Here is a 21,879-nt window from a genome sequence, read left to right on the forward strand (position 1 = left end):
GTAGTCTTTCTATTTTTATTTATATATCTTCTTGAATTAATCTAATTTATACAAATACTAAATATATTTATTATGATTTAAACATAATCTTTTCACTATTAAACATTCTACGAATTATTTCTATTAAAATACCTGTTACTATTGTAGAAGAAACTAATATAATTAATACATGACCCCAAGTTAATTCTAGTAAAAGTAAACTTCTCATTCCAGCTACTCCGCCATAAATAGGAATAAAATAATGCCATAGCTTAGGTGCTTTTGTAGTAAACATATTTAAAAATCCTGTAAGAATAACTAACATATATATAGGTGCAATATAAGTTCCAGCTTCTTTTACTGTATTAGCTATAATAGATATTAAACAAATAAGCCCAACATATATTGATACTAAACTAATCATTATAAGAATAAATTTTGTATACTCTAAAATTCCAAATGACAAAAAAGTTAAATTCATATCTTCTCCATTTCCAATTAATATTTTCCCAGAAAAAGGCATGGATAGTAAAATCCCTATAAAGGAAGAAACTGTACTAACTAAAGCTATAATTCCTAAACTGATAATTTTCCCAATAGCTATTGTCTCTCTTTTTACCGGAGTAACTAACATCGTTGCCATAGTTCCTCTTTCTTTTTCCCCAGCTATCATATCTATTCCTATTCCCATAGCTCCTGCAAACAAAAATGTAGAAACTAACATGGGCAATATCATTCCTAATCCTTTACCAGCTGCTTTTCTTTTATCAGCAACATCTGCATCTATATTTTCTCTATCAATATCAAATACATTAACATATTTGATATCTCCTAAACGATCCCCTAAAATTAACTCCTCATATTGATTAAAAATATTATTAAATAAGTCAAATCTTGTTTCACTTGAATATTCTTCATTCGAATTATAATATGTTTTTATTTCTGGGACTTCACTAATATATCTATACTCTTCTAATTGTTTTTCAAACTCTGATGAAAATGTTATTAATAAATCTATTTTACCGTTTTTTATTTCTTCTTTTATAGGGCCTATATCTTCTTCAGAAGATATAATATTTAAATCCATAGCTTTGCTTTTTAGTACTTCATTTAATAAATCCTTAAATTTTTGTGGTGGATTTTGAACGTATACCACTGGAATATGTTCTTGTATATCTTTAGACATATTCTCAACCATTGTACCCATAACAGAATAAATTAAAGCTATACTAATAGCAGGAAGAATAAAAGCACTAAAAACTAAACGTTTATCTGTAAATACCCTATATAATTCTTTTTTTATAATAGTTATAACATTATAACTCATTTATAATTCCTCTTTCTTATATTGTTTATATAATTTAAAAAAAGCATCTTCTAAATCTTCTGATTTAGTATAGTCTAAAATTTCTTCTAAAGAACCAATAGTTCTAATTTTACCATCAATTAATATTCCTATTCTATCACAAAGCTTCTCTGCTTCTGTCATAATATGAGTAGAAATAATAACAACTTTCCCCTGTTTTTTCAGTTTTTTAAGATATTCTGTTACAACTCTTGCAGTAATAATATCAAGTCCATTAGTAGGTTCATCAAAAATAACCACTTCTGGGTCATGAACTAAACTTACTGCAATAGATAATTTTTGCTTCATGCCCATTGAAAGTTTTTCAATCTTTAAGTTTTGAAATTCTTTTATATTAAATTCTTCAAATAACTCTTCTGTACGAATTCTTATTTCTTCCTTAGATAAACCATATAAAGAACCAAAAAAATCCATTGTCTGTAATGGAGTAAAATGCGTATCTAACTTTAATTCATTTGTTAAAAAAGCTATTTTTTTACGAACTTCCTGTGATTTTTTAATAACATCATATCCCTGAATAATTATTTCTCCTTTTGTAGGTTTTATCAAGGTAGCCATACATCTAAGAGTAGTTGTCTTACCTGCTCCATTTGGTCCTAATAATCCAAATATTTCATTTTCCTTTGCTTTAAAAGAAACATCATCTACAGCTATCTTTATAGGATTTTTTGATTTAGAAATATTCATTTGTTTTTTATTTAATTTAAATACTTTTTTTATATTTTTTACTTCAACCAAAATTTTCACCCTTTTTATAGATAAAATTAATATCTTCAATACATTTTAAATTAGTAAAATATCATATTTTGATTACTTTATTTTAGTTTAATACATTATTTATTTTTTGTAAATTTTTTATTTATATTACTTAATATGTTATAAAATAAAAAGGAAGTATAATATTTATTATAAACATTTATACTTCCTAATCTAAAATATAATTTTAAATTATATTTTAACTATTATATTTATTTATATCAACTTGATTCATAAGTTTTCCCGATATCAATCCTGATATCATTGCTCCACTTACATTAAGAGCTGTTCTCCCCATATCAATTAATGGTTCTATAGCTATTAATAACCCTACTAAACCTACAGGCATTCCTAAAGCAGAAAGAACTGTTAATGCAGCAAAGGTAGCTCCTCCTCCAACTCCAGCTATGCCAAAAGAAGCTAACGCTGTTATAATAACAAGTTTTATTAGAAATATTGGAGTCATTGGATTAATTCCCATGGTAGGAGCAATCATAATAGCTAACATTGCAGGATAAATTCCTGCACATCCATTTTGTCCTATACTTATCCCTAAGGATGCAGAAAGGTTTGCATGTCCTTCGGAAACTCCCAATTTATCCACTTGGGTTTCAACATTTAAAGGTAATGTTCCTGCACTAGTTCTTGAAGTAAAGGCAAAAGATAAAACTGGAGCTACTTTCTTTAAATAAGTAATAGGATTTAGTTTAAATATAGCAAGCAAAATTAAATGGATAATAAACATTATAATTAATGCTACATAAGATGCTATAACAAAATTTATTAATCTTAAAATATCATTAAAATTACTGGTAGAAACTACCTTAGTCATAAGAGCCAATACTCCATAAGGTGTTAATCTTAAAATTAAGGTTACCAATCTCATTACCACATCATGTAATGATTTAATCATTTTTTCAAAAAACTCTGCTGATTCAGGCTTTTTCCTTCTAACACCAATTACTGCAATAGAAAGTAATGCTGCAAATATTACAACAGATAATGTAGCTGTACTTCCCTGTCCTGTCATTGAATAAAATGGATTTGTAGGAATTACTTCAACTAATTGTTCTGGAATAGATTTAGACTTAAAATCTTCTAATTTTAATTCTAGTCTTTCACTAGCTGCTAATTCACTTTCTCCATATTGTAAGCCTTCTGCACTTAGATTAAATATATTAGCAGTGCTAGCTCCTACAAAAGCAGCTATTGCTGTGGTAGATAAAAGTATTGCTATAATTAATCCAGTCATTTTTCCAAGATTTTTAGAATTTTGATTAATAATTGCGCTAGTAATAGATACAAATACTAAGGGTATAACTATCATTTTTAGTAATCTTACATACCCTGTTCCTATTATACTAAACCAAGTATTAGATTGAGAAACTATTTCTGAACCTGCTCCATATATTCCTTGAAGTATAGCCCCATATACTATCCCTACTACTAAACCTACAAGCACTCTTTTTGAAAAGGAATAGTGCTTTTTTTGCATAATAAATAATCCATATACAATAGCTAACATAATTAAAACATTAATAACAACTCCCAAAATAATATTCATATTATCCCTCCTGTTTTCTTAACTCATAAATAACCATGGGAATTTCTGAAATCCTATGTTTTATTTCATAGTATTTCGATTGGATTTATCAACTTTAAAAATATATTAACTTATAATTTTTGATATGTCAATAAATATTTTATAAAATTTAAATTAAGAAAAATAATATCAGTTGAAGATATTGAAAATCAAATAAAAAAACCTGTACCTAATGGCACAAGTGTTAGTTTATTACTATAAAATTAATTATAAATTAATATATATGTTTTTTTAAAAGTTTAAAAATACATACAATTATCAACAATAAACAAATTGTATTAAAAACTTGCCATAATATTGCAAAAACGTTCATGATAAATTATCTCCTTTTGATATATTATCTATTCATTTTTTGTTTTTTATTCCATATTATATATGAATACACATAAGGTACAATAATAATAAAGCATAATCCTATGATTATATTTAAAACATACATTAATTCAGAATTAAAAAAAATATTTCCTATAAATAAAACTCCTCCAATTATCCAAGTTATTTTACCTAATCTATGAGTTTGATTCCATACTTCCTCATTTTTTAATGTCCATTTCGTTTTAATTCCTACTACTGTATTTTGCTTAATTTTAGGGAAATAAAAGGCAATTATTAAAAATATTAATCCACAAATTATAGAAATAATATTTGCTAAATTAAATTTTAAAAAATTCATTTCATACGACCTCCTTTTAAAAATCATAAAACAATTTCCTAAAAACCTCTTTAGTATAATTATAACATTCAACATAATAAAAGATAATCTTTTTTATAAAATTTATAAAAAAAGCCCTCTTACTTGAATTTTCAAGTAAGAGGGCTTTTTTTAATATGTAATGGAGGTGGGGGGAATCGAACCCCCGTCCGAAAATCCATATATCGTGGTCTCTTCCATCATAGTCGTTATTTTAAGATTCCCTCAGCAAGACGCCTAACGACAGGCTTCAAGCTTCGGTAGCTTCATAAATACGATCTTCTCCGCAAAGCTTAGGAGAGAAAGTTGCCCGCTAGTCGATGCCTCTTCTTAGATCGCGGGTTATCTAAGAGAGACAGCTGCCGTTAACTAGGCAGCAAGTGCAAAATTATCTTCTGCGTTTATATTTAAATTCCAGATTTTTACGCAGCTCTGGAATCTGCGGATGGCTACCCCAATATATGTGATTCCCGTCGAAACCAGTACACCCCCATAGTTATTTAATATAAATTTTTTACTTTAAATTCTCTTTCTGTCTGTCTTCTTTGATCTTTTTTAGCAATATCTTGACGTTTATCATATAATTTTTTACCCTTGGCAACGCCTATTAATATTTTAACTAAACTGCCTTTTATATAAATTTTTAATGGAACAATAGTATATCCTTTTTGTGATACAGCACCCATAATTTTATTGATTTCACTTTTATGAAGAAGTAATTTTCTTGTACGAAGAGGGTCTTTATTAAATATATTTCCCTTTTCATAAGGATTTATATGCATGTTATAAATAAATACTTCTCCATCTTTTACACGAATAAAGCTCTCTTTTATACTTGCTTTTCCCATGCGAATAGATTTAACTTCTGTTCCAGCAAGAACAATTCCTGCTTCATAGGTATCCTCAATAAAATAATCATGATTTGCTTTTTTATTTTGTGCTATTAACTTATATTCTGATGGTGACTTTGCCATAATGCCACTCTCCTATTTTATGCTTTAAGGGGGCAAAATTTATTATAACACATTATTAAGTTTTTTCAAGTTTTTATATCATCCTTTTTATGTAAAATAATCTTGTTTTTTCTTATATTTGTTTTGTATTATTACTATATTGAAATTATATTTTACAATCTTAATAATTAATGTTAAACTCAAATAGAATATTTAAATTATTTATAAAGGAGATAAAAAAATGGAAAATAAGATTTTAGCTACAGTAGATGGAAGAGAAATAAAACAATCAGATGTTTTCGCTCTTATGCAAAGTTTAGGACAAAATGCCATGCAATTTAATACTCCACAAGGTCAAAAAGATTTACTTAATGAAATCATTGCTCAAGAATTACTTTACTCAGATGCTCTTGAAAATAAATTTGACCAAGAAGAACAATTTATAACTGTATTAGAACAAATGAAAAAAACTTTGCTTATTCAATATGCTGCTAATAAATTAATGTCTTCTGTTTCTGTTAGTGATGAAGAAGCAAAAGAATATTTTGATAATAATAAAAATAAATTTATAAAAGAAAAAACTGTTGCTGCTAGTCATATTTTAGTTAATACTAAAGAAGAAGCAGAAAAAATACTAGAAGAAATTAATAATGGATTAGGTTTTGATGAAGCAGCTCGTAAATATTCTAGTTGTCCTTCTAGTAATAGTGGAGGATTTCTTGGAGAATTTCCTAAGGGTAAAATGGTACCTGAATTTGAACAGGCAGCTTTTTCTATGAAAGTTGGAGAAATTAGTTCTCCTGTTAAAACTCAATTTGGATATCATTTAATTAAAGTTGAAAAGGTTAATGAAGCAAGGGAAAGTTCTTTTGAAGAAGTTAAAGAAAATGTAAAACAACAATGTTTATCTCAAAAACAAAAAGAATTATATATTAAAAAACAAGAAGAATTAAAGCAAAAATATACAGTAAATATTATGGAATAATATTACTTTTAATTTTTCGCCTACTATTTCAAAAATCTTTCTTTTTTTTCTAAAAATTTATTGTATTTCGTCTAATTATGGCATACACTAGTATATATGGACTATACTAAGGAGGATTTTTATGTTTAGGCGAAAAAAACCCCTGTTTATTTCTATGGATCAAAAATACAAAAAGTTAAAAAGGAAATTTTATATTTTACTTACTATATTTATTTTATTTGTATTGGGTACATCTTATTATATTTACTTAAATTATGATTACCTTGCTTTTAAACATTTTATTAGTCAAAATTATATTTACACTGAAACTTTAGATGAACTATATGAAAAAGAATTAAAACAAAATGTGAATGGAAAGTATTACAAATACTTTGATAATGTTGTTATATCCATTGTTACAAGGGAAATAAGAGAATTAAATGGAGATATGTATACTTATCAATATCTTCCTGAAGAATATGAGAAAAGTAAAGTCGATGAAAAGAAAGAAGCCCAAAATTCTTATGTAGAAGAATTATCAAAAAATGCTGTTTATCTTAAACTTACCAATTACTCAAAATACACTAAAGATTTTATAAAAGACCAAATTAATTATTTAAAAGATTATCCTAATATTATTATTGATTTAAGAGATAATAGAGGAGGAGATATTTCTGCTCTATATTATATGAGTGATTTATTTCTTCCAAAAAATAAAATATTAGCCTTTGATATTACTAGATCCAAACTATTTACTAGAACAGTAAAGAGTAAAAGAAAACAAACCCTTCACTATGACAATATAATTATTTTACAAAATAAAAATACTGCCAGCTCTAGTGAAGGATTTATTTCAGCTTTAAAAGATAATTTAGATAATGTTACTTTAATAGGAGAAACTACCTTTGGTAAAGGAATAGGTCAGTTTACCCTTCCTTTAACAAAAGGTTTTGCCATTAAAGCTACTACAATGTTATGGAACACTCCAAATAATATTAATATTCAAGAAATCGGTATATCTCCTGATATAGAATATACAAACGAAGACATAGTTGAATATGCTTTAAAATATATAGAATAAAAATTATCTAATATTTTATTCTAACCCTGTTCCCTCGTCAATGCCTAACATTATATTCATATTTTGAACAGCAGCTCCAGAAGCTCCCTTTCCTAAGTTATCAAGTCTTGTAAGGATTAGGGTGCTTCCTTTTTTATCATTTCCAAAAACAAAAATTTCACATTTATTTGTATCGTTACAACCTGTAATATCAAACCCTCCATCAAATAATAAATCCATTGGCTGATAAGGCATTACTTTAACAAATCTTTCATCTTTATAATATTCAGCTAGAGCTAAAGCTATCTCCTTTCCTGTAGCTTTTTTATTTAAAAGATTATTATGAATAGGAATAGATACTGCTAATCCTTTATAATAATTACTAACTATAGGAATAAAAATAGGGTCATTTTTTAGTCCTGCATACATTGTCATTTCTGGAAGGTGCTTATGATTAAGCTCAAGAGCATAAGGCCTTGGGGCTTTTGTATAAGGATTATTTTCTTCTTCTTTTTCATACTTTTGTATTAATTTTTTTCCACCACCACTATATCCTGTAATAGAATGAACTGTTATAGGATAATCTGATGGCATAATTTTTTCATTTATTAATGGAGCTACTGATAATATAAAAGCTGTAGCATGACATCCTGGAACTGTTACTCTATTAGATTTTCTTATTTTTTCCCTTTGTTCTTTTACTAATTCTGGCATTCCATAGGTCCAACCATCAGTTGTTCTATGAGCTACACTTGGGTCTATTATTTTTGTTTTCGGATTCGTTACAAGTTTAGCCGATTCCTTAGCTGCTTCATCAGGCAAACATAAAAATACTATATCTGCTTCATTTAAATATTTCTTTTTTAACTTTACATCTTTTCTTTTATCATAATCAATATGCAATAATTCAACATTTGGATGTTTAGCCAATCTCTCATGAATTTGAAGTCCTGTTGTTCCCATTTGTCCATCTACAAATACCTTATATTTCATAATTAATCCCCTCAATCAAATTTATTTATTTTATTTTCATAATTATACATTGGAAAGAATAATTATTCAATAGTGTTTTTTTATTTAGTTACAAATTGATTAATTTTCTTATCATAAGCATAGCCTATTGGGTCAATTTTATTTATAATATCTTTTTCTGATAAGTTATATCTTTCAATCAATTGTCCTAAATCTTTACATTCATCCCTCAGCTTCATATTTAACCAACTTAAAAATATATAAGGATCTTCCTTAGGAATATAATTAGCCATTACATCTGCCTCCTAACTAAAAAATTATTTAAAAAAATACTAGTGTTTAATATTTAAATTTATTGTATAATATTTTAAAAAAGAAAAGGGTGGTAATATTATGCCTAAAATTTGTTTTTTAGATTCAAAAACTATTGGGAAAGACATTGATCTATCCATATTAAATGAATTAGGGGATGTAACTATTTATGAAGAAACTTCCCCTGAAGAAGTTGTAGAAAGAATAAAAGAGCAAGATATTGTTATTACTAATAAGGTAATACTTAATTCTTCTAATTTATCTCAAGCTAAAAATCTTAAATTAATTTGTATAACTGCTACTGGAACTAATAACGTAGATTTAAACTACACAAAAGAACATGGTATAGTGGTTACAAATGTTGCAGGATACTCAACACATAGTGTTATTCAGCATACTTTTGCTATGGCTTTTTATCTTATAGAGCATCTCTCTTATTATGATCAATATGTTAAATCTAAGGAATATTGTAATAATGATATTTTTACTCATATAGGAAAGCCTTTTTATGAGTTAAAAGGAAAAACTTGGGGAATTATAGGGTTAGGGACTATTGGACAAGGAGTTGCTAAAATAGCCTCCGCCTTTGGATGTAATGTTATTTATTATTCTACTTCCGGTAAGAACAATAATCAACCCTTTACGCAAGTAAGTTTAGATACCTTACTTAGTACTTCTGATATTATTTCAATACATGCTCCTTTAAATGAAAAAACCAATAATTTATTAACTTATAATGAACTTATTAAAATGAAAAAATCTGCTATTTTATTAAATTTAGGTCGTGGAAATATTGTAAACGAAAAAGATTTAGCTAAAGCTCTTAATAATAATATTATAGCAGGAGCTGGCCTTGATGTCCTATCCCATGAACCAATGGGAAAAAATAACCCCCTATTTTCTGTAGAAAATAAAGAAAAATTATTTATAACTCCTCATATAGCATGGGCTAGTACTGAAGCTAGAAGCCTTTTAATTAAAGAAGTAGCTGAAAATATTCGTGCATTTTTAAAAGGTGAACATAGAAATAGAGTATAAAATAACCACCTTTTTTGGGGTGGTTATTTTTATTTCATATTATACAATTGAGCTAATTTTTCAAATGCGGGTAAAGATTTTTGTATTTTTTCATAGGAAACACAATATGATAATCTTACATGTCCTGGACATCCAAAAGTTGAACCAGGTACTAATAATAAATTAAATTTTTTAGCATCTTCACAGAATTTTTTATCATCTTCTATAGGAGTTCTAGGAAATAAATAAAATGCTCCTTTGGGCTTTATACATTTAAATCCAAGATTTATCAAATGATTGTATAACAAATCTCTATTTTTTTTGTATATATTTACATCTACTTCAGAATCTAAACAATCTGCAATTACTCTTTGAAAAAGAGATGGAGCATTTACAAATCCAAGGATTCTATTAGCAACATTTAAAGCTTGCATTATATCTTCATAACCGTCCATATTAGGATTAGCAACTATATATCCTATTCTTTCTCCAGGTATAGATAAGGATTTACTATATGAATATCCTATGAATGAATTTTTATAATATTTTAATATATAAGGCACTTCTACTCCATCATATGCAATTTCTCTATAAGGCTCGTCAGATATAAGATATATACTATTTCCAAATTCCTTTTCTTTCTCATTTAAAACCTTAGCCAATTCCTTTATAGCTTTTTCTGAATAAACAACTCCTGTTGGATTATTAGGAGAATTAATTATAACAGCTTTTGTTTTTCTTGTTATTTTATCTTTTAATATTTCTATATTAGGCTCAAAAGTATCTACATCTGGAGGCACTACTACTAATTCTCCATCAAAATTATTTACATAATTTTTATATTCTCCAAAGAAAGGAGCAAATACAATAACTTCATCTCCAGGATTTAACAAAGTTTTAAAAATAATATTTAATCCTCCAGCTGCTCCACAAGTCATAACTATGCTGTCTAATGATAAATTCAAATTATACTTTTTATTAATAAAATCTGCAATCTTATTTCTTACATCAGGATATCCTGAATTATTCATGTAACCATGAATAACATTAGGAGACTCCGTATCTAATATTCTTTTAATAGATGTTTTAATATCTTCAGGAGGAGCTACATTAGGATTCCCTAAACTAAAATCAAAAACATTTTCTTCTCCATACATATCTGCTAATTTTTTCCCTTCTTCAAACATAGCTCGAATTACAGAACTATTAGCTACTAAAATTTTCATTTTATTAGATATCATACCTATTCTCCTTTTGTAATAATTCATTTTTTTTAATATATTTATAATATTGTACTATTTATATTTATTAAAATCAATAATTTGAAAATTGAAATAAATTTTTACCTAAAAAATAAACCTGGCATATTTCCCAGGTAAAACAAGAATACTTTTATTTTTCGTCATAATCATCTAAAAAGCTATGCTTTATACCATTTTTCTGATATCCAATAACCGTATCTAAATTAACATTATGTACACTTCTAAAAATATTCATCTCTATATGAGGATTTGTTTGCCTAAACTTCTTTATTAAAGCTTTCATTTCTTGACGTTTTGACCCTATACCACTATCTCCTAACATACAATTTTCTGTAAGTCGACAAGCACATTGAATAAATTGTAAGTTATTATATCTTTTCCATGCAATAATATCTGCTTCCTTAACTAAATATAAAGGCCTTATAAGTTCCATTCCTTCATAATTAGTACTATGTAACTTAGGCATCATAGTTTTAATTTGTCCACTATATAACATACTCATTAAAATTGTTTCTATAACATCATCAAAATGATGACCTAAAGCTATTTTATTGCATCCTAATTCTTTTGCATTTTTATATAAATACCCTCTTCTCATCCTTGCACATAAATAACAAGGAGAATCACTAACTTCTGCTACAATATTATATATATCTGTTTCAAATATTTTTATTGGTATATTTAGATATTTACTATTATCAATAATAATTTGTCTATTTCTAGGATTATATCCTGGGTCCATTACTAAAAATTCTAATTCAAAATCTATTTTCCCATGCCTTTGTATTTCTTGCATACATTTGGCCAATAACGTGGAATCTTTTCCCCCAGAAATACAAACTGCTATTTTATCTCCCTCTTTTATTAATTCATAATCATTAATAGCTGTAATAAATTTTGACCATATTTGTTTACGATATTTTTTTATAATACTTCTTTCTACTTCTTTATATTTCTCCATATTTCCCCCTACTTCACTAATTTTTTATAACATTTATCAAAACAATCTAAAAAAGTATCTATATCTTCCATAGTAGTATAATGACTTAAACTAATTCTTAAAGTGGATAAAGCTAATTTTCTATCCTTTGTAATAGCATATACTGGCCTTGAAGGAGTGTTAGGAGCACAGCAAGCAGATTTAGTTGAAACATATATATCATAGTTTTCTAATTCTTTTTGAAAATTTGTTGTACTAATTCCTTTTATGCTTATATTTAATATATAAGGAATAGATTTATCTGTACTATTAATTCTTACCTTTGAATACTCTTTTAAAGATTGTTGTAATCTTTGATTTAAATTTTTGACATATTGATATTTATTTTCTATATCCATATTAGCTAAAGAAATTGCTTTCTCTGCAGAAGCTATTAACGCAAGATTAGGAGTCCCGCTTCTAAATATAGTTGTACTTATTCCTCCATGAATTAAGGGCTCTAGTAACACATTTTCTTTTTTAATTAAAATTCCTATCCCGTTTAATCCATAAAATTTATGAGGTGCAAAACTAATTAAATCAATATTTTCAAATGAAACAGGTATCTTCCCTATTGCTTGAGTAGCATCCACATGAAAAAAACAATTAGGATAAGATAATAATATTTTTCCTATTTCATTAATATCCTGTTTTATCCCTACTTCACTATCTACATAGCCAATAGAAACTAATATTGTATCTTCCCTTAGTAATTCTTTTAAATGTTCTAAATCCACTAACCCATTATCTAAAACATCTACATAATCTATCTCAAATCCTTGATTTTGTAATGCAGTTAAAGGTCCTGTAACGGAAGAATGTTCTAAATAAGTTGAAATAATATGCTTTCCATATCTTTTATATTCATTAGCAATCCCTTTAATTGCTAAATTATTTGCCTCTGTAGCTCCTGATGTATAAATTATTTCACTCTCTTTTACTTTTAAAATTTCAGCAATTTTTTTAGTAGATAAATCTAAACAACTTTTAGCTTCTTGTCCTAGTTTATGAGTTGAATTAGGATTGCCTATATATGACTTTGATATATCATAAAAAGTTTTTAAAACTTCTTCATTAACAGGAGTAGTAGCTGCATAATCTAAATAAATCATTATATTCCCTCTCTTTATTGAATATCCATTTTATACCTATGCATATATATAAAAATACTTCGAATTAAATAATACTTTTACAAAGAATATTTGTCAACATAAAATAAATCTATTAAATATATAATAATAGTTAACTTTAAAAAATAAATTTACTTGATTTTATAAAGTTTATATGATAAAATTACATAAAATCAAAAAAAGGAGCGTTGGTAATGGAATCTTTAATATCAGCAAATCATATTAATTTTGCCCTAGTATTTATAGAAGGTATTTTATCCTTTTTTTCCCCTTGTGTTATCCCTATTATTCCTGTTTATATGGGGTATTTAGCTGGGAATACAGATGATATTGGACAAAATGGTAAAATTATTTATAATAGAACCAAAGTATTTTTGCATACTATCTTTTTTGTATTAGGGATTTCTTTTTCCTTTTTTATTTTAGGAATGTCTTTTTCTGCTATAGGGAAATTTTTTCAAAGTAATAGGTTGCTTTTTACAAGAATATCAGGGATACTTATTATAATTTTAGGATTATTCCAAGTAGGAATTTTTGAATTTAAATTTCTCAATAGAGAAAGAAAATTTCATCTTAATTTGGCTAATAAACAAGCAAATCCTTTTATAGCATTAATTATGGGATTCACCTTTAGTTTTGCTTGGACTCCTTGCGTTGGGCCTGCTCTTTCATCAGTATTAATTTTAGCTTCTAGTGCTAAAACTTCTCTTTTAGGAAATGCTTTAGTTTTAGTATATGCTATTGGTTTTATTATCCCTTTTTTATTACTTGGAATTTTTACTACACAAGCATTAAATTTTTTTAATTCTCATAGAAAGTTATTAAAATACACAGTAAAACTTGGAGGTATTATACTTATTTTAATGGGAATTATGACTTTTACTGGATGGATGAATGGAGTATCTAGTTATCTAAATTCCTTTATTTCTTCATCTACTTCTCAAAACCAAAATGCTAAAAATATAAATGAAGAATCTTTAGAAAATAATCAAACATCTCATGAGGAAGAAATTATCGAAGAAAAAGAAGATATAAAACAAGAAAACGTAGAAGAAAATTCAGAAGATGAAAACTCAGAAGAGAAAAAAATTCCTGCTATCGATTTTACATTAATAGATCAGTATGGTAATGAACATACATTATCTGATTATAAAGGAAAAGTTATATTCTTAAATTTTTGGGCAACCTGGTGCCCGCCTTGTCAAGCAGAAATGCCTGATATAGAAGAACTTTATAATGAGTATGGTCAAAATGAAGGGGATGTTATATTTTTAGGAGTTGCTAATCCAAGAAGTGAAGATAATATAAATACTAGAGAATTAACTAAAGAAGAAATCATTTCATTTTTAGAAGAAAACGGATATACATTCCCTTCAGTATTTGATGAAACAGGAGAAATCTATTATCAATATGGTATTTCTTCTTTCCCAACTACTTTCTTAATAGATAAAGAAGGTAATATCAAAGGATATGCTAGAGGTATGCTTACTAAGGATATTATGAAAAATGCTATTGAAGAAACATTAAATTCTGAAGATGAATAAAATTTATAGAAAGAAGGACTTGCTTTATGAAGAACTTATATAATTTCCCTTGTAATATTGCACAAACCTTAAACATTATAGGAGATAAATGGACATTACTTATATTACGTGCATTATCCAATGGAAATGATACTTATAATAAGTTATTAAATAATCTTGAGGGGATTCCTAGTAATCTCCTCTCAAGTCGTTTAAAAAGTTTAGAAGAAGATGAACTTATAACATCTGTATTATATCAAAAACATCCTCCTCGCTATAAATATATTCTTACAGAAAGCGGAAAAGATTTAGAAGATGTATTTAATACTATTATCCTTTGGGGAGAAAAACATTTAAAAAAATGTTATAAAGAGTTAGTTCATAGTTCCTGTAATCATAAAATTCAAATTCAATATTTTTGTCCTCACTGTCAAAAAACAATTGATAAAAATGAAATTTTAGTAAAAGATACACCTTAAAAAGGTTAGGATAACTCCTAACCTTTTTAATATCCCATTTCTCTTAAAATTCCTGCTAATACTTTAAGACGTTCTCCTATAAGTTCTCCATCATCACTTAGAGCTTGATTAAACAACTGAATATCTTCATCTATTTTTTCATTTTCTGTGCATATTTTTACTGTCATAGCATCTCCCTGCAATCCTACTCTATCTATTACAGGCTTTTCTTCATCATATAATTTTTTATATCTATAAGCATCTTGAAAATGTAATTTTGCTCTGCAAACTAAAATTGCTAAGTCTAGTACTCTATGAAGAGGTAATTCTTCTGATTGTCTTGACCATTTTTCTCCAGTATGTCTCCATACCTTAGCTGAAATATCAACCTTTCCCCTATCATTCCACTGAGCTAATCCTAAAGAAATTCCTTTTGCATCTGTATTATATGCATATCTTCCATCAACATTTTCATAATTTTCACATACAATAACCGGTTTATGCTTTAATGTAGTAGGTATTTTCATTGTATTTTCTCCTTATTTATAATTATTAATTTAGTAATTTAGTAAATTAGTAAATTACTAATTAAGTATAATTAATTGTATATGATATGTCAATGTTTTATTTAAATTATTTAATATTTACTTTGATTTTTTATTAAAATACAAATTTTATTTCCAATATTTATTTATTTATTTTTATTGTATTTTTACTTAAATTGATTGAGTTTTTTTTACATATATGATAATATATAAATAAATTTGGTAATAAATAAAAAAGGGGGTATAATATTGTATTATTTTAAAAAAGAAAATACTTTTTTAGAGGAATTTAATAAAAGTTCAAAATTAAAATATAATAAAATAGGAAATATTAAACCTATATTTTGGATTATAAATTTTTTAATATGTTTTACACTACAAGTTGTTCCTGAATTAATCATATTGATAATTTTAATAACTATAGAAAAAATTACAGGCAATAAAAATTTAATACATGACATTAATACTAAAATATTAAATAATCTGTGGATAACTTGGTCTTTTTTAATATCTAAAACAAGTTTAGTTATACTATCATTTTTTATGTACATAAAACTAATAGAAAGAAGGCCTTTTAGCTCAATTGGCTTTAAAGTTAATAATAAATTAAAAAAATATTTTAAGGGTGCAATTATAGCAATTCTTATGCAATTAACTTATTGGATAACTATTCTATTTTTTGGATGGGGAGAAATTTCATCACAACCTATTAACTCTACTATCGCTATCGGCTCTTCTGCTATAAAATTTGTTTTATTATTTTTAATATTTTTTGTAGTACAAGGAGCTAGTGAAGAAATAGCTGTAAGAGGATGGATATTACCTGTACTATCTAAACATTATAAAGTTTATACGTCTATTATTATTTCTTCTTTATTTTTTGGATTTTTACATTTTTTAAATCCTAATCTTTCTATTTTATCTATAATAAATCTAACTCTTTATGGAATATTTGCTGCTTTATATGCACTATATGATGATGGATTATGGGGTATTTGTGCCCAACATTCTATTTGGAACTGGTTCATGGGAAACGTTTTAGGACTACCAGTTAGTGGTATGATAATTGGAAAGGTAAGTATAATAGAAACTAAAATTTCAGGTCCTGAATGGGTCACAGGAGGAAAATTTGGACCTGAAGGAGGAATAATTGTAAGTATAATACTTAGTATTTCAATTGTAATACTTATAAACCTTCTAATTAAAAAAGATATTTTAGTTTCTTCCAAAAAATATTCTAATGTATCTACTAAAACAACCGAAATCTAAAAAAGAACTCCTATTAAAACAGGAGTTCTTTTTTGTTATCTTGCTAGCCATCCACCATCTACTGCTAAAATATGACCATTCATATAATCAGAAGCTTTACTTGCTAAAAATACTACTGCTCCTATAACATCTAAAGGAGTTCCCCATCTTCCAGCAGGAATTCTTGAAAGTATTTCTGCATTTCTTTTTTCATCTGCTCTAATTGGCGCAGTATTATCTGTTGCAATATATCCTGGTGCGATAGCATTAACTTGAATATTTTTATCCGCTAATTCATTGGCAAATGCTTTTGTAAGACCAGCAACTCCATGCTTAGCTGCTGTATACGGAGGTACAAATTTTCCCCCTTGAAAAGATAACATAGAAGCTATATTGATTATTTTCCCTCCACCTTGCTTTACCATGATTTTAACTGCTTCTTGACTTAAATAATATACTGCATTTAAATTAACATCAATAACTTTATTCCAATCTTCATCTTTATATTCAAGAATAGGAGATCTTCTTATTATTCCTGCATTATTAACCAAAATATCTATTCTTCCGTAAACTTCCATGCATTTTTCAACAGTTTTTGTAATATTTTCTCTGCTTGATAAATCTGCTTGAAAAAATTCTGCTCTTCTTCCTTCTGCTTCAATAAGTTTTTTAGTTTCCTCCCAGTTTTTACTATAACTAACAATAAATAAATCTGCTCCTGCTTTTGCTAATCCTACTGCCAATCCTTGTCCAATACCCCTATTCCCTCCAGTAATTATAGCAACCTTACCATCTAATCTAAAAAAATCCATTGAAAAATCTGATACTGAAAAACTCACCTATACTCTCTCCTTTATATATTTATTATTATTTTAAATCTTTAGTATTAATATGGTCCATATCTGTAAATGTTTGATTTTCTCCAACCATTCCCCAGATAAATGCATAATTCTTGGTTCCAACTCCAGAATGGATAGACCAACTTGGAGAAATTACTGCTTGTTCATTTCTAATAACTATATGACGAGTTTCTTGAGGTTGTCCCATAAAATGAAATACTACATTTTCTTCATCCATATCAAAATATAAATATACTTCCATTCTTCTTTCATGAGTATGACAAGGCATAGTATTCCATATACTTCCTGGTTCTAAAATAGTCATTCCCATAACCAATTGACAACTTTTACATACAGCAGGATGTATATATTGATTAATAGTTCTTTTGTTACACTCTTCATCACTACCAGCTTCTACTTTATTTGCTTTTTCTAAATCTATTTTAACTGTTGGATATGTTTTATGAGCTGTTGCACTATTCATGTAAAATTTAGCTGGATTACTTGCATCTACACTCTCTAAAATAACTTCTTTTGTTCCCATACCAATATACATACCATCTCTATAATTTAATTCGTATTTTTCTCCATCTACAGTTACAATCCCTGCTCCTCCTATATTAATAATTCCTAATTCCCTTCTTTCAAGGAAATATTCTGATCCTAATTCTTTACTATCTCCTTCCAAAACTATTGGAGAGTTAGTAGGAACCGCTGCTGCTATAATAATTCTATCTATATGACTATATACCATTTTTAATTCTCCAGGCACAAATAAATCTTCAATTAAAAAATGTTTTCTTAAAGTTTCTGTATCATAACGTTTCACATCTTCATAATGGCTGGCATGTCTTATATCCATATCATCCCTCCGAAAAACTTGAATATATTATCATCGTTATCGTTAACGATTATAATATATTATATATCCTTTTAAATTAGAAATCAAGATTTCTAATTATCTTCTCCACATGATTTTCTAATTATAAGTTTTGGTTTTAAAATAATGGTTTCTTTTTTAAAGCTTTTTTCATTAATTTGATTTATAAGTATTTTAGCTGATATTTCTCCAATCAACTTATTATTTTGGTCAACAGTAGTAAGAGGGACTGGAAACATGGATGATTGTTCAATATTATCATAACCCGCAAGTCCTAAATCTTTAGGAATGTTTATTCCTTTTAAATAACAATACTTCATAACTCCCATTGCCACAGTATCATTTATTGCAAAAATACTATCCACACCTCTATTTATCAAATACTCTGCTTTGTTAAATCCATCTTCAAACGTAGCATTACTATATATAATTATATTTGTGTCAAAATCTATATTATTTTTTTCAAGTACATCTTTATATGCTCTATATCTTTCATTAGAAGCAGTAGAACTTTTACTTCCTAAAATAACTCCTATTTTTCTGTATCCCTGTTTAACCATATGTTCAATTATTTGAGTTGCCCCATAATAATTATCATTTGCAACAAAACTAATATCTAGTCCTTCTGCAAAATTATCTACCATTACCATTGGAGTATGCATTATAATTTGCTCATAATCTTCTTTTTTGGGTTCAACTGGTAAAATTATAATCCCATCCACTCTTCCTTCTGTAAGAAAATTTAAATATTCTCTTTCATTATTCTTTTTTCTATCACTATTACATAATATAAGGCCATATCCTTTTTTTTCTAAATAAGAGCTAACTCCTTTACTAATATAAGCATAATATTGATTAGTTATATCAGGGATAACTAATCCAATCATTTTTGTAGTTTTAGTTATTAAACTTTTAGCTGCAGAATTAGGCTTGTATCCTAAATCCTTACAAGCTTTTAAAACTTTTTCTTTAGTTTTTTGAGATATCTCTTTGCTATTATTAAGAGCTCTTGAAACAGTCATAGGAGAGACTCCGCAATATTTTGCCACATCTTTTATAGTAATTATAATATCACTTCCTATTGTTAAATTTTATCTTAAAAATTTATTTAAAATATATTTAAAAAAATATTAAACATATACATTTTAATAATTTTTATAGATTAGGTATCTGCCAGTCTATCTCCTTTTGTCCCGTCTCTCTTAAAAATTTATTTGTTTTTGAAAAATGTTTACATCCAAAGAAACCTCTATTAGCTGAAAGAGGACTAGGATGAGCTGCTTTTAATACTAAATGAATGGGATTTGTTATAAATTTTGCTTTTTCTTTTGCATTATTTCCCCATAATAAAAATACTACAGGGGTTTCTTTTTTATTTAATAACTTTATTATATTGTCTGTAAATATTTCCCAACCTTTGTTTCTATGGGAATTAGCATGATTTGCCACTACTGTTAAACTTGCATTAAGAAGTAATACCCCTTGTTTTGCCCAAGGAACTAAATATCCATTATTAGGCATGTAACAATTTAAATCTGTCATTAATTCTTTATAAATATTTTTTAAAGATGGAGGAATTTCAACTCCTTTTTGCACAGAAAAAGCTAAACCATGAGCTTGATTTTCTCCATGATATGGGTCTTGTCCTAAAATTACTACTTTAGTATCTTTATATGAAGTTAATTTTAAAGCTTCAAAAATTTTATATTTATCAGGATATATAATATTTGTTCTATATTCTTTTATAAGAAATTGCCTTAATTTTAAATAATATTCTTTATTAAATTCATCTTTTAATATTTCATCCCAATCATTATTAAATTTAACCAAAATTAAATATCCCCCTTTATTATTAATATAAAAAATAATATAACATTATAAAACTAAAATACAAGTCAAAATTTATATTTATTTGCTATATATATACTTTTTATTATATACTTTACAATATATATCATATTTTTTATATATAAAAAAATTTTTCAAAAAAAATATAAATATATAAATTTTCTATATTTATATTATACAAAAACATAAATAATGTTCTATAATTATTTTTAATAAATATCTGACTTAATCCTTAAAATTATCAAAAAACCTTTTAAAATTTGACTTATTTAAACTAAAAATTTCTTTTTTTATTAATTTAATATTTTTGTAAAAATGATAAATTATAATATTTTTTATAAAATCTTATCTTTTTTCTTTCTTTTAATTAATAATAGGAAATATACATATTTTACTTGTTATCTCATGGTATAATTATTAATTAATTGACATAAATATTTTTACATATTACAATAAATTAAGATATATATTAGAAATGATAGGAGGACTTTTAATGTCTGATTTTGTAATTTTATCTGATAGTTCTTGTGATCTTCCAGATACCATAATTCAAGAATATAATATTAATTTAATTCCTTATTATATATCCTTTGACCAAATTAAATACCAAAAAGAAAGAGTTGAATTATCCATTAAAGATTTTTATAAAACATTAAGAACTAAAAATGTTTTCCCAAAAACTTCTCTTCCTTCAGTAGATGATTATATGAAAGTCTTTACATCTTATGTGGAAAAAGATAAAGGAATTATTTGTTTTTGTTTAACATCAAAATTTAGTGGCTCATATCAAGCAGCTGTTAATGCTAAAAATATTCTACTTGAAGAATATCCTAATGCTAATATTGAAGTAATTAATTCCATTCAAGCTACTGCTGGTCAAGGATTAGTTGTTCTTCAGGCTGCTAAAATGAAAAAAGCTGGTTATTCTATCAGAATTACTTTCTTTGTTGATACTTTAGAATATCTAGAAAAAGGAGGCCGTATAGGCAAAGTTAGTTCATTAATAGGAAGTGTTCTAAATTTTAAACCTCTTATTGTTGTAAAAGATGGAGAACTTATTCCTTATGGCAAAATTCGTGGAAGAAAAAAAGCTTTGAAAAAGATAATAGAAATGGCTGAAGAAATTATACAAGGAAATTTTGATAGTTATGAATTTTGTCTTGCTCATGGTGATTGTTTAGAAGAAGCAGAATATCTACGTAAAATGTTAGAAGATAAATGGAATATAAAAATATCTCTTCCCATATTTGATATAGGAGCTACCATAGGAACAAATACGGGCCCTGATGCTCTAGGTATATGTTTTATTAAAAAATATGATACTATATAGTACATAAAAACTGGTCTATTCTAAATTTTAGGATAGACCAGTTTTTTATACAATAATATTAACTAAACACAAATTTGAAGAACAAAGTAAGATAATAATTAATGAAATGAAAATACGTTTAGAAGCTTAATTATATATATTAAAGCAAAGAAAAATAATAAAAT

Annotated in this window: 22 protein-coding genes and 1 other RNA gene; 7 read left to right on the forward strand and 16 right to left on the reverse strand. The window is 26.5% G+C overall.

The window, feature by feature from the left end:
- Positions 1 to 70 precede the first annotated feature (70 nt).
- The 6 genes from OM90_RS04765 to smpB form a co-directional block, all read right to left on the reverse strand.
- Positions 71 to 1,306 (reverse strand): ABC transporter permease, encoded by a 1,236-nt coding sequence (locus tag OM90_RS04765; protein ID WP_058485758.1) that lies wholly within the window; start codon positions 1,304 to 1,306, stop codon positions 71 to 73.
- Positions 1,307 to 2,083 (reverse strand): ABC transporter ATP-binding protein, encoded by a 777-nt coding sequence (locus OM90_RS04770; RefSeq protein ID WP_058485759.1) that lies wholly within the window; start codon positions 2,081 to 2,083, stop codon positions 1,307 to 1,309.
- 217 nt (positions 2,084 to 2,300) lie between these two features.
- Positions 2,301 to 3,665 carry an L-cystine transporter gene (locus tag OM90_RS04775; protein WP_058485760.1) on the reverse strand — a complete coding sequence of 455 codons (1,365 nt, stop codon included), beginning with the start codon at positions 3,663 to 3,665 and terminating at the stop codon, positions 2,301 to 2,303.
- Between the two features lie 376 nt (positions 3,666 to 4,041).
- The gene (locus OM90_RS04780) at positions 4,042 to 4,377 is read right to left on the reverse strand and encodes an SdpI family protein (protein ID WP_058485761.1); all 336 of its coding nucleotides are present in this window, start codon (positions 4,375 to 4,377) and stop codon (positions 4,042 to 4,044) included.
- Positions 4,378 to 4,535: 158 nt separating this feature from the next.
- Positions 4,536 to 4,887: a transfer-messenger RNA gene (ssrA, locus tag OM90_RS12265) on the reverse strand.
- Between the two features lie 8 nt (positions 4,888 to 4,895).
- On the reverse strand, positions 4,896 to 5,369 hold the full coding sequence (smpB, locus tag OM90_RS04785; RefSeq protein ID WP_058485762.1) for an SsrA-binding protein SmpB: 474 nt from the start codon (positions 5,367 to 5,369) through the stop codon (positions 4,896 to 4,898).
- Positions 5,370 to 5,589: 220 nt separating this feature from the next.
- Between smpB and OM90_RS04790 the strand changes: the two genes are divergently transcribed.
- Complete coding sequence (locus OM90_RS04790) at positions 5,590 to 6,333, forward strand: peptidylprolyl isomerase (protein ID WP_058485763.1); 744 nt, start codon at positions 5,590 to 5,592, stop codon at positions 6,331 to 6,333.
- A 121-nt stretch (positions 6,334 to 6,454) separates the two neighbouring features.
- Positions 6,455 to 7,393: a S41 family peptidase gene (locus OM90_RS04795; protein ID WP_058485764.1), complete on the forward strand. Its 939-nt coding sequence runs from the start codon at positions 6,455 to 6,457 to the stop codon at positions 7,391 to 7,393.
- 15 nt (positions 7,394 to 7,408) lie between these two features.
- Here the strand turns inward: OM90_RS04795 and argC are convergent, their stop codons facing one another.
- Together argC and OM90_RS04805 are read right to left on the reverse strand one after the other, a co-directional pair.
- Positions 7,409 to 8,365, reverse strand: coding sequence for an N-acetyl-gamma-glutamyl-phosphate reductase (argC, locus tag OM90_RS04800; protein ID WP_058485765.1), 957 nt, complete (start codon positions 8,363 to 8,365; stop codon positions 7,409 to 7,411).
- 80 nt (positions 8,366 to 8,445) lie between these two features.
- Complete coding sequence (locus OM90_RS04805; protein ID WP_058485766.1) at positions 8,446 to 8,637, reverse strand: DUF4250 domain-containing protein; 192 nt, start codon at positions 8,635 to 8,637, stop codon at positions 8,446 to 8,448.
- A gap of 100 nt (positions 8,638 to 8,737) precedes the next feature.
- Here OM90_RS04805 and OM90_RS04810 point away from each other — a divergent pair, with 100 nt between their 5' ends.
- Positions 8,738 to 9,694: a D-2-hydroxyacid dehydrogenase gene (locus OM90_RS04810; RefSeq protein ID WP_058485767.1), complete on the forward strand. Its 957-nt coding sequence runs from the start codon at positions 8,738 to 8,740 to the stop codon at positions 9,692 to 9,694.
- 29 nt (positions 9,695 to 9,723) lie between these two features.
- Here the strand turns inward: OM90_RS04810 and OM90_RS04815 are convergent, their stop codons facing one another.
- The 3 genes from OM90_RS04815 to OM90_RS04825 form a co-directional block, all read right to left on the reverse strand.
- A complete protein-coding gene (locus OM90_RS04815; RefSeq protein WP_058485768.1) occupies positions 9,724 to 10,914 on the reverse strand; it encodes a pyridoxal phosphate-dependent aminotransferase in 1,191 nt (396 codons plus the stop codon).
- 151 nt (positions 10,915 to 11,065) lie between these two features.
- Entirely contained in the window at positions 11,066 to 11,896 is an 831-nt protein-coding gene (locus OM90_RS04820) for a tRNA lysidine(34) synthetase (RefSeq protein WP_058485769.1), read from the reverse strand.
- 8 nt (positions 11,897 to 11,904) lie between these two features.
- Positions 11,905 to 13,026, reverse strand: a complete 1,122-nt coding sequence (locus tag OM90_RS04825; protein WP_058485770.1) for a cysteine desulfurase family protein — start codon at positions 13,024 to 13,026, stop codon at positions 11,905 to 11,907.
- Between the two features lie 212 nt (positions 13,027 to 13,238).
- Here OM90_RS04825 and OM90_RS04830 point away from each other — a divergent pair, with 212 nt between their 5' ends.
- Positions 13,239 to 14,588, forward strand: a complete 1,350-nt coding sequence (locus OM90_RS04830) for a redoxin family protein (protein WP_058485771.1) — start codon at positions 13,239 to 13,241, stop codon at positions 14,586 to 14,588.
- 26 nt (positions 14,589 to 14,614) lie between these two features.
- Positions 14,615 to 15,046 carry a winged helix-turn-helix transcriptional regulator gene (locus tag OM90_RS04835; RefSeq protein ID WP_058485772.1) on the forward strand — a complete coding sequence of 144 codons (432 nt, stop codon included), beginning with the start codon at positions 14,615 to 14,617 and terminating at the stop codon, positions 15,044 to 15,046.
- A 26-nt stretch (positions 15,047 to 15,072) separates the two neighbouring features.
- Here OM90_RS04835 and OM90_RS04840 read toward each other — a convergent pair whose 3' ends face one another.
- Positions 15,073 to 15,552, reverse strand: a complete 480-nt coding sequence (locus OM90_RS04840) for a DUF6530 family protein (protein ID WP_058485773.1) — start codon at positions 15,550 to 15,552, stop codon at positions 15,073 to 15,075.
- 267 nt (positions 15,553 to 15,819) lie between these two features.
- On the opposite strand from OM90_RS04840, the gene OM90_RS04845 reads away from it, so the two are divergent.
- Entirely contained in the window at positions 15,820 to 16,839 is a 1,020-nt protein-coding gene (locus tag OM90_RS04845) for a CPBP family intramembrane glutamic endopeptidase (RefSeq protein WP_058485774.1), read from the forward strand.
- Positions 16,840 to 16,874: 35 nt separating this feature from the next.
- Here OM90_RS04845 and kduD read toward each other — a convergent pair whose 3' ends face one another.
- From kduD to OM90_RS04865, 4 genes are all read right to left on the reverse strand, one after another.
- On the reverse strand, positions 16,875 to 17,657 hold the full coding sequence (gene kduD, locus OM90_RS04850) for a 2-dehydro-3-deoxy-D-gluconate 5-dehydrogenase KduD (RefSeq protein ID WP_058485775.1): 783 nt from the start codon (positions 17,655 to 17,657) through the stop codon (positions 16,875 to 16,877).
- Between the two features lie 28 nt (positions 17,658 to 17,685).
- Positions 17,686 to 18,519 (reverse strand): 5-dehydro-4-deoxy-D-glucuronate isomerase, encoded by an 834-nt coding sequence (gene kduI, locus OM90_RS04855; protein WP_058485776.1) that lies wholly within the window; start codon positions 18,517 to 18,519, stop codon positions 17,686 to 17,688.
- Positions 18,520 to 18,611: 92 nt separating this feature from the next.
- A complete protein-coding gene (locus OM90_RS04860; RefSeq protein ID WP_278335777.1) occupies positions 18,612 to 19,586 on the reverse strand; it encodes a LacI family DNA-binding transcriptional regulator in 975 nt (324 codons plus the stop codon).
- Between the two features lie 106 nt (positions 19,587 to 19,692).
- Positions 19,693 to 20,367, reverse strand: coding sequence for a uracil-DNA glycosylase (locus OM90_RS04865; protein ID WP_058485778.1), 675 nt, complete (start codon positions 20,365 to 20,367; stop codon positions 19,693 to 19,695).
- Positions 20,368 to 20,878: 511 nt separating this feature from the next.
- On the opposite strand from OM90_RS04865, the gene OM90_RS04870 reads away from it, so the two are divergent.
- Positions 20,879 to 21,715: a DegV family protein gene (locus tag OM90_RS04870; protein ID WP_058485779.1), complete on the forward strand. Its 837-nt coding sequence runs from the start codon at positions 20,879 to 20,881 to the stop codon at positions 21,713 to 21,715.
- Positions 21,716 to 21,879: the final 164 nt, after the last annotated feature.

Source organism: Defluviitalea phaphyphila, assembly GCF_001466305.1.
Classification (GTDB): domain Bacteria; phylum Bacillota; class Clostridia; order Lachnospirales; family Defluviitaleaceae; genus Defluviitalea_A; species Defluviitalea_A phaphyphila.

What these genes read in the sequence shown, in the direction of transcription:
- OM90_RS04765 (WP_058485758.1), bottom strand. Translation starts at nt 1,306, where the DNA reads ATGAGTTATAATGTTATAACTATTATAAAAAAAGAATTATATAGGGTA.
- OM90_RS04775 (WP_058485760.1), bottom strand. Translation starts at nt 3,665, where the DNA reads ATGAATATTATTTTGGGAGTTGTTATTAATGTTTTAATTATGTTAGCT.
- OM90_RS04780 (WP_058485761.1), bottom strand. Translation starts at nt 4,377, where the DNA reads ATGAATTTTTTAAAATTTAATTTAGCAAATATTATTTCTATAATTTGT.
- smpB (WP_058485762.1), bottom strand. Translation starts at nt 5,369, where the DNA reads ATGGCAAAGTCACCATCAGAATATAAGTTAATAGCACAAAATAAAAAA.
- OM90_RS04790 (WP_058485763.1), top strand. Translation starts at nt 5,590, where the DNA reads ATGGAAAATAAGATTTTAGCTACAGTAGATGGAAGAGAAATAAAACAA.
- OM90_RS04795 (WP_058485764.1), top strand. Translation starts at nt 6,455, where the DNA reads ATGTTTAGGCGAAAAAAACCCCTGTTTATTTCTATGGATCAAAAATAC.
- argC (WP_058485765.1), bottom strand. Translation starts at nt 8,365, where the DNA reads ATGAAATATAAGGTATTTGTAGATGGACAAATGGGAACAACAGGACTT.
- OM90_RS04805 (WP_058485766.1), bottom strand. Translation starts at nt 8,637, where the DNA reads ATGGCTAATTATATTCCTAAGGAAGATCCTTATATATTTTTAAGTTGG.
- OM90_RS04810 (WP_058485767.1), top strand. Translation starts at nt 8,738, where the DNA reads ATGCCTAAAATTTGTTTTTTAGATTCAAAAACTATTGGGAAAGACATT.
- OM90_RS04815 (WP_058485768.1), bottom strand. Translation starts at nt 10,914, where the DNA reads ATGATATCTAATAAAATGAAAATTTTAGTAGCTAATAGTTCTGTAATT.
- OM90_RS04820 (WP_058485769.1), bottom strand. Translation starts at nt 11,896, where the DNA reads ATGGAGAAATATAAAGAAGTAGAAAGAAGTATTATAAAAAAATATCGT.
- OM90_RS04825 (WP_058485770.1), bottom strand. Translation starts at nt 13,026, where the DNA reads ATGATTTATTTAGATTATGCAGCTACTACTCCTGTTAATGAAGAAGTT.
- OM90_RS04830 (WP_058485771.1), top strand. Translation starts at nt 13,239, where the DNA reads ATGGAATCTTTAATATCAGCAAATCATATTAATTTTGCCCTAGTATTT.
- OM90_RS04835 (WP_058485772.1), top strand. Translation starts at nt 14,615, where the DNA reads ATGAAGAACTTATATAATTTCCCTTGTAATATTGCACAAACCTTAAAC.
- OM90_RS04840 (WP_058485773.1), bottom strand. Translation starts at nt 15,552, where the DNA reads ATGAAAATACCTACTACATTAAAGCATAAACCGGTTATTGTATGTGAA.
- kduI (WP_058485776.1), bottom strand. Translation starts at nt 18,519, where the DNA reads ATGGATATAAGACATGCCAGCCATTATGAAGATGTGAAACGTTATGAT.
- OM90_RS04870 (WP_058485779.1), top strand. Translation starts at nt 20,879, where the DNA reads ATGTCTGATTTTGTAATTTTATCTGATAGTTCTTGTGATCTTCCAGAT.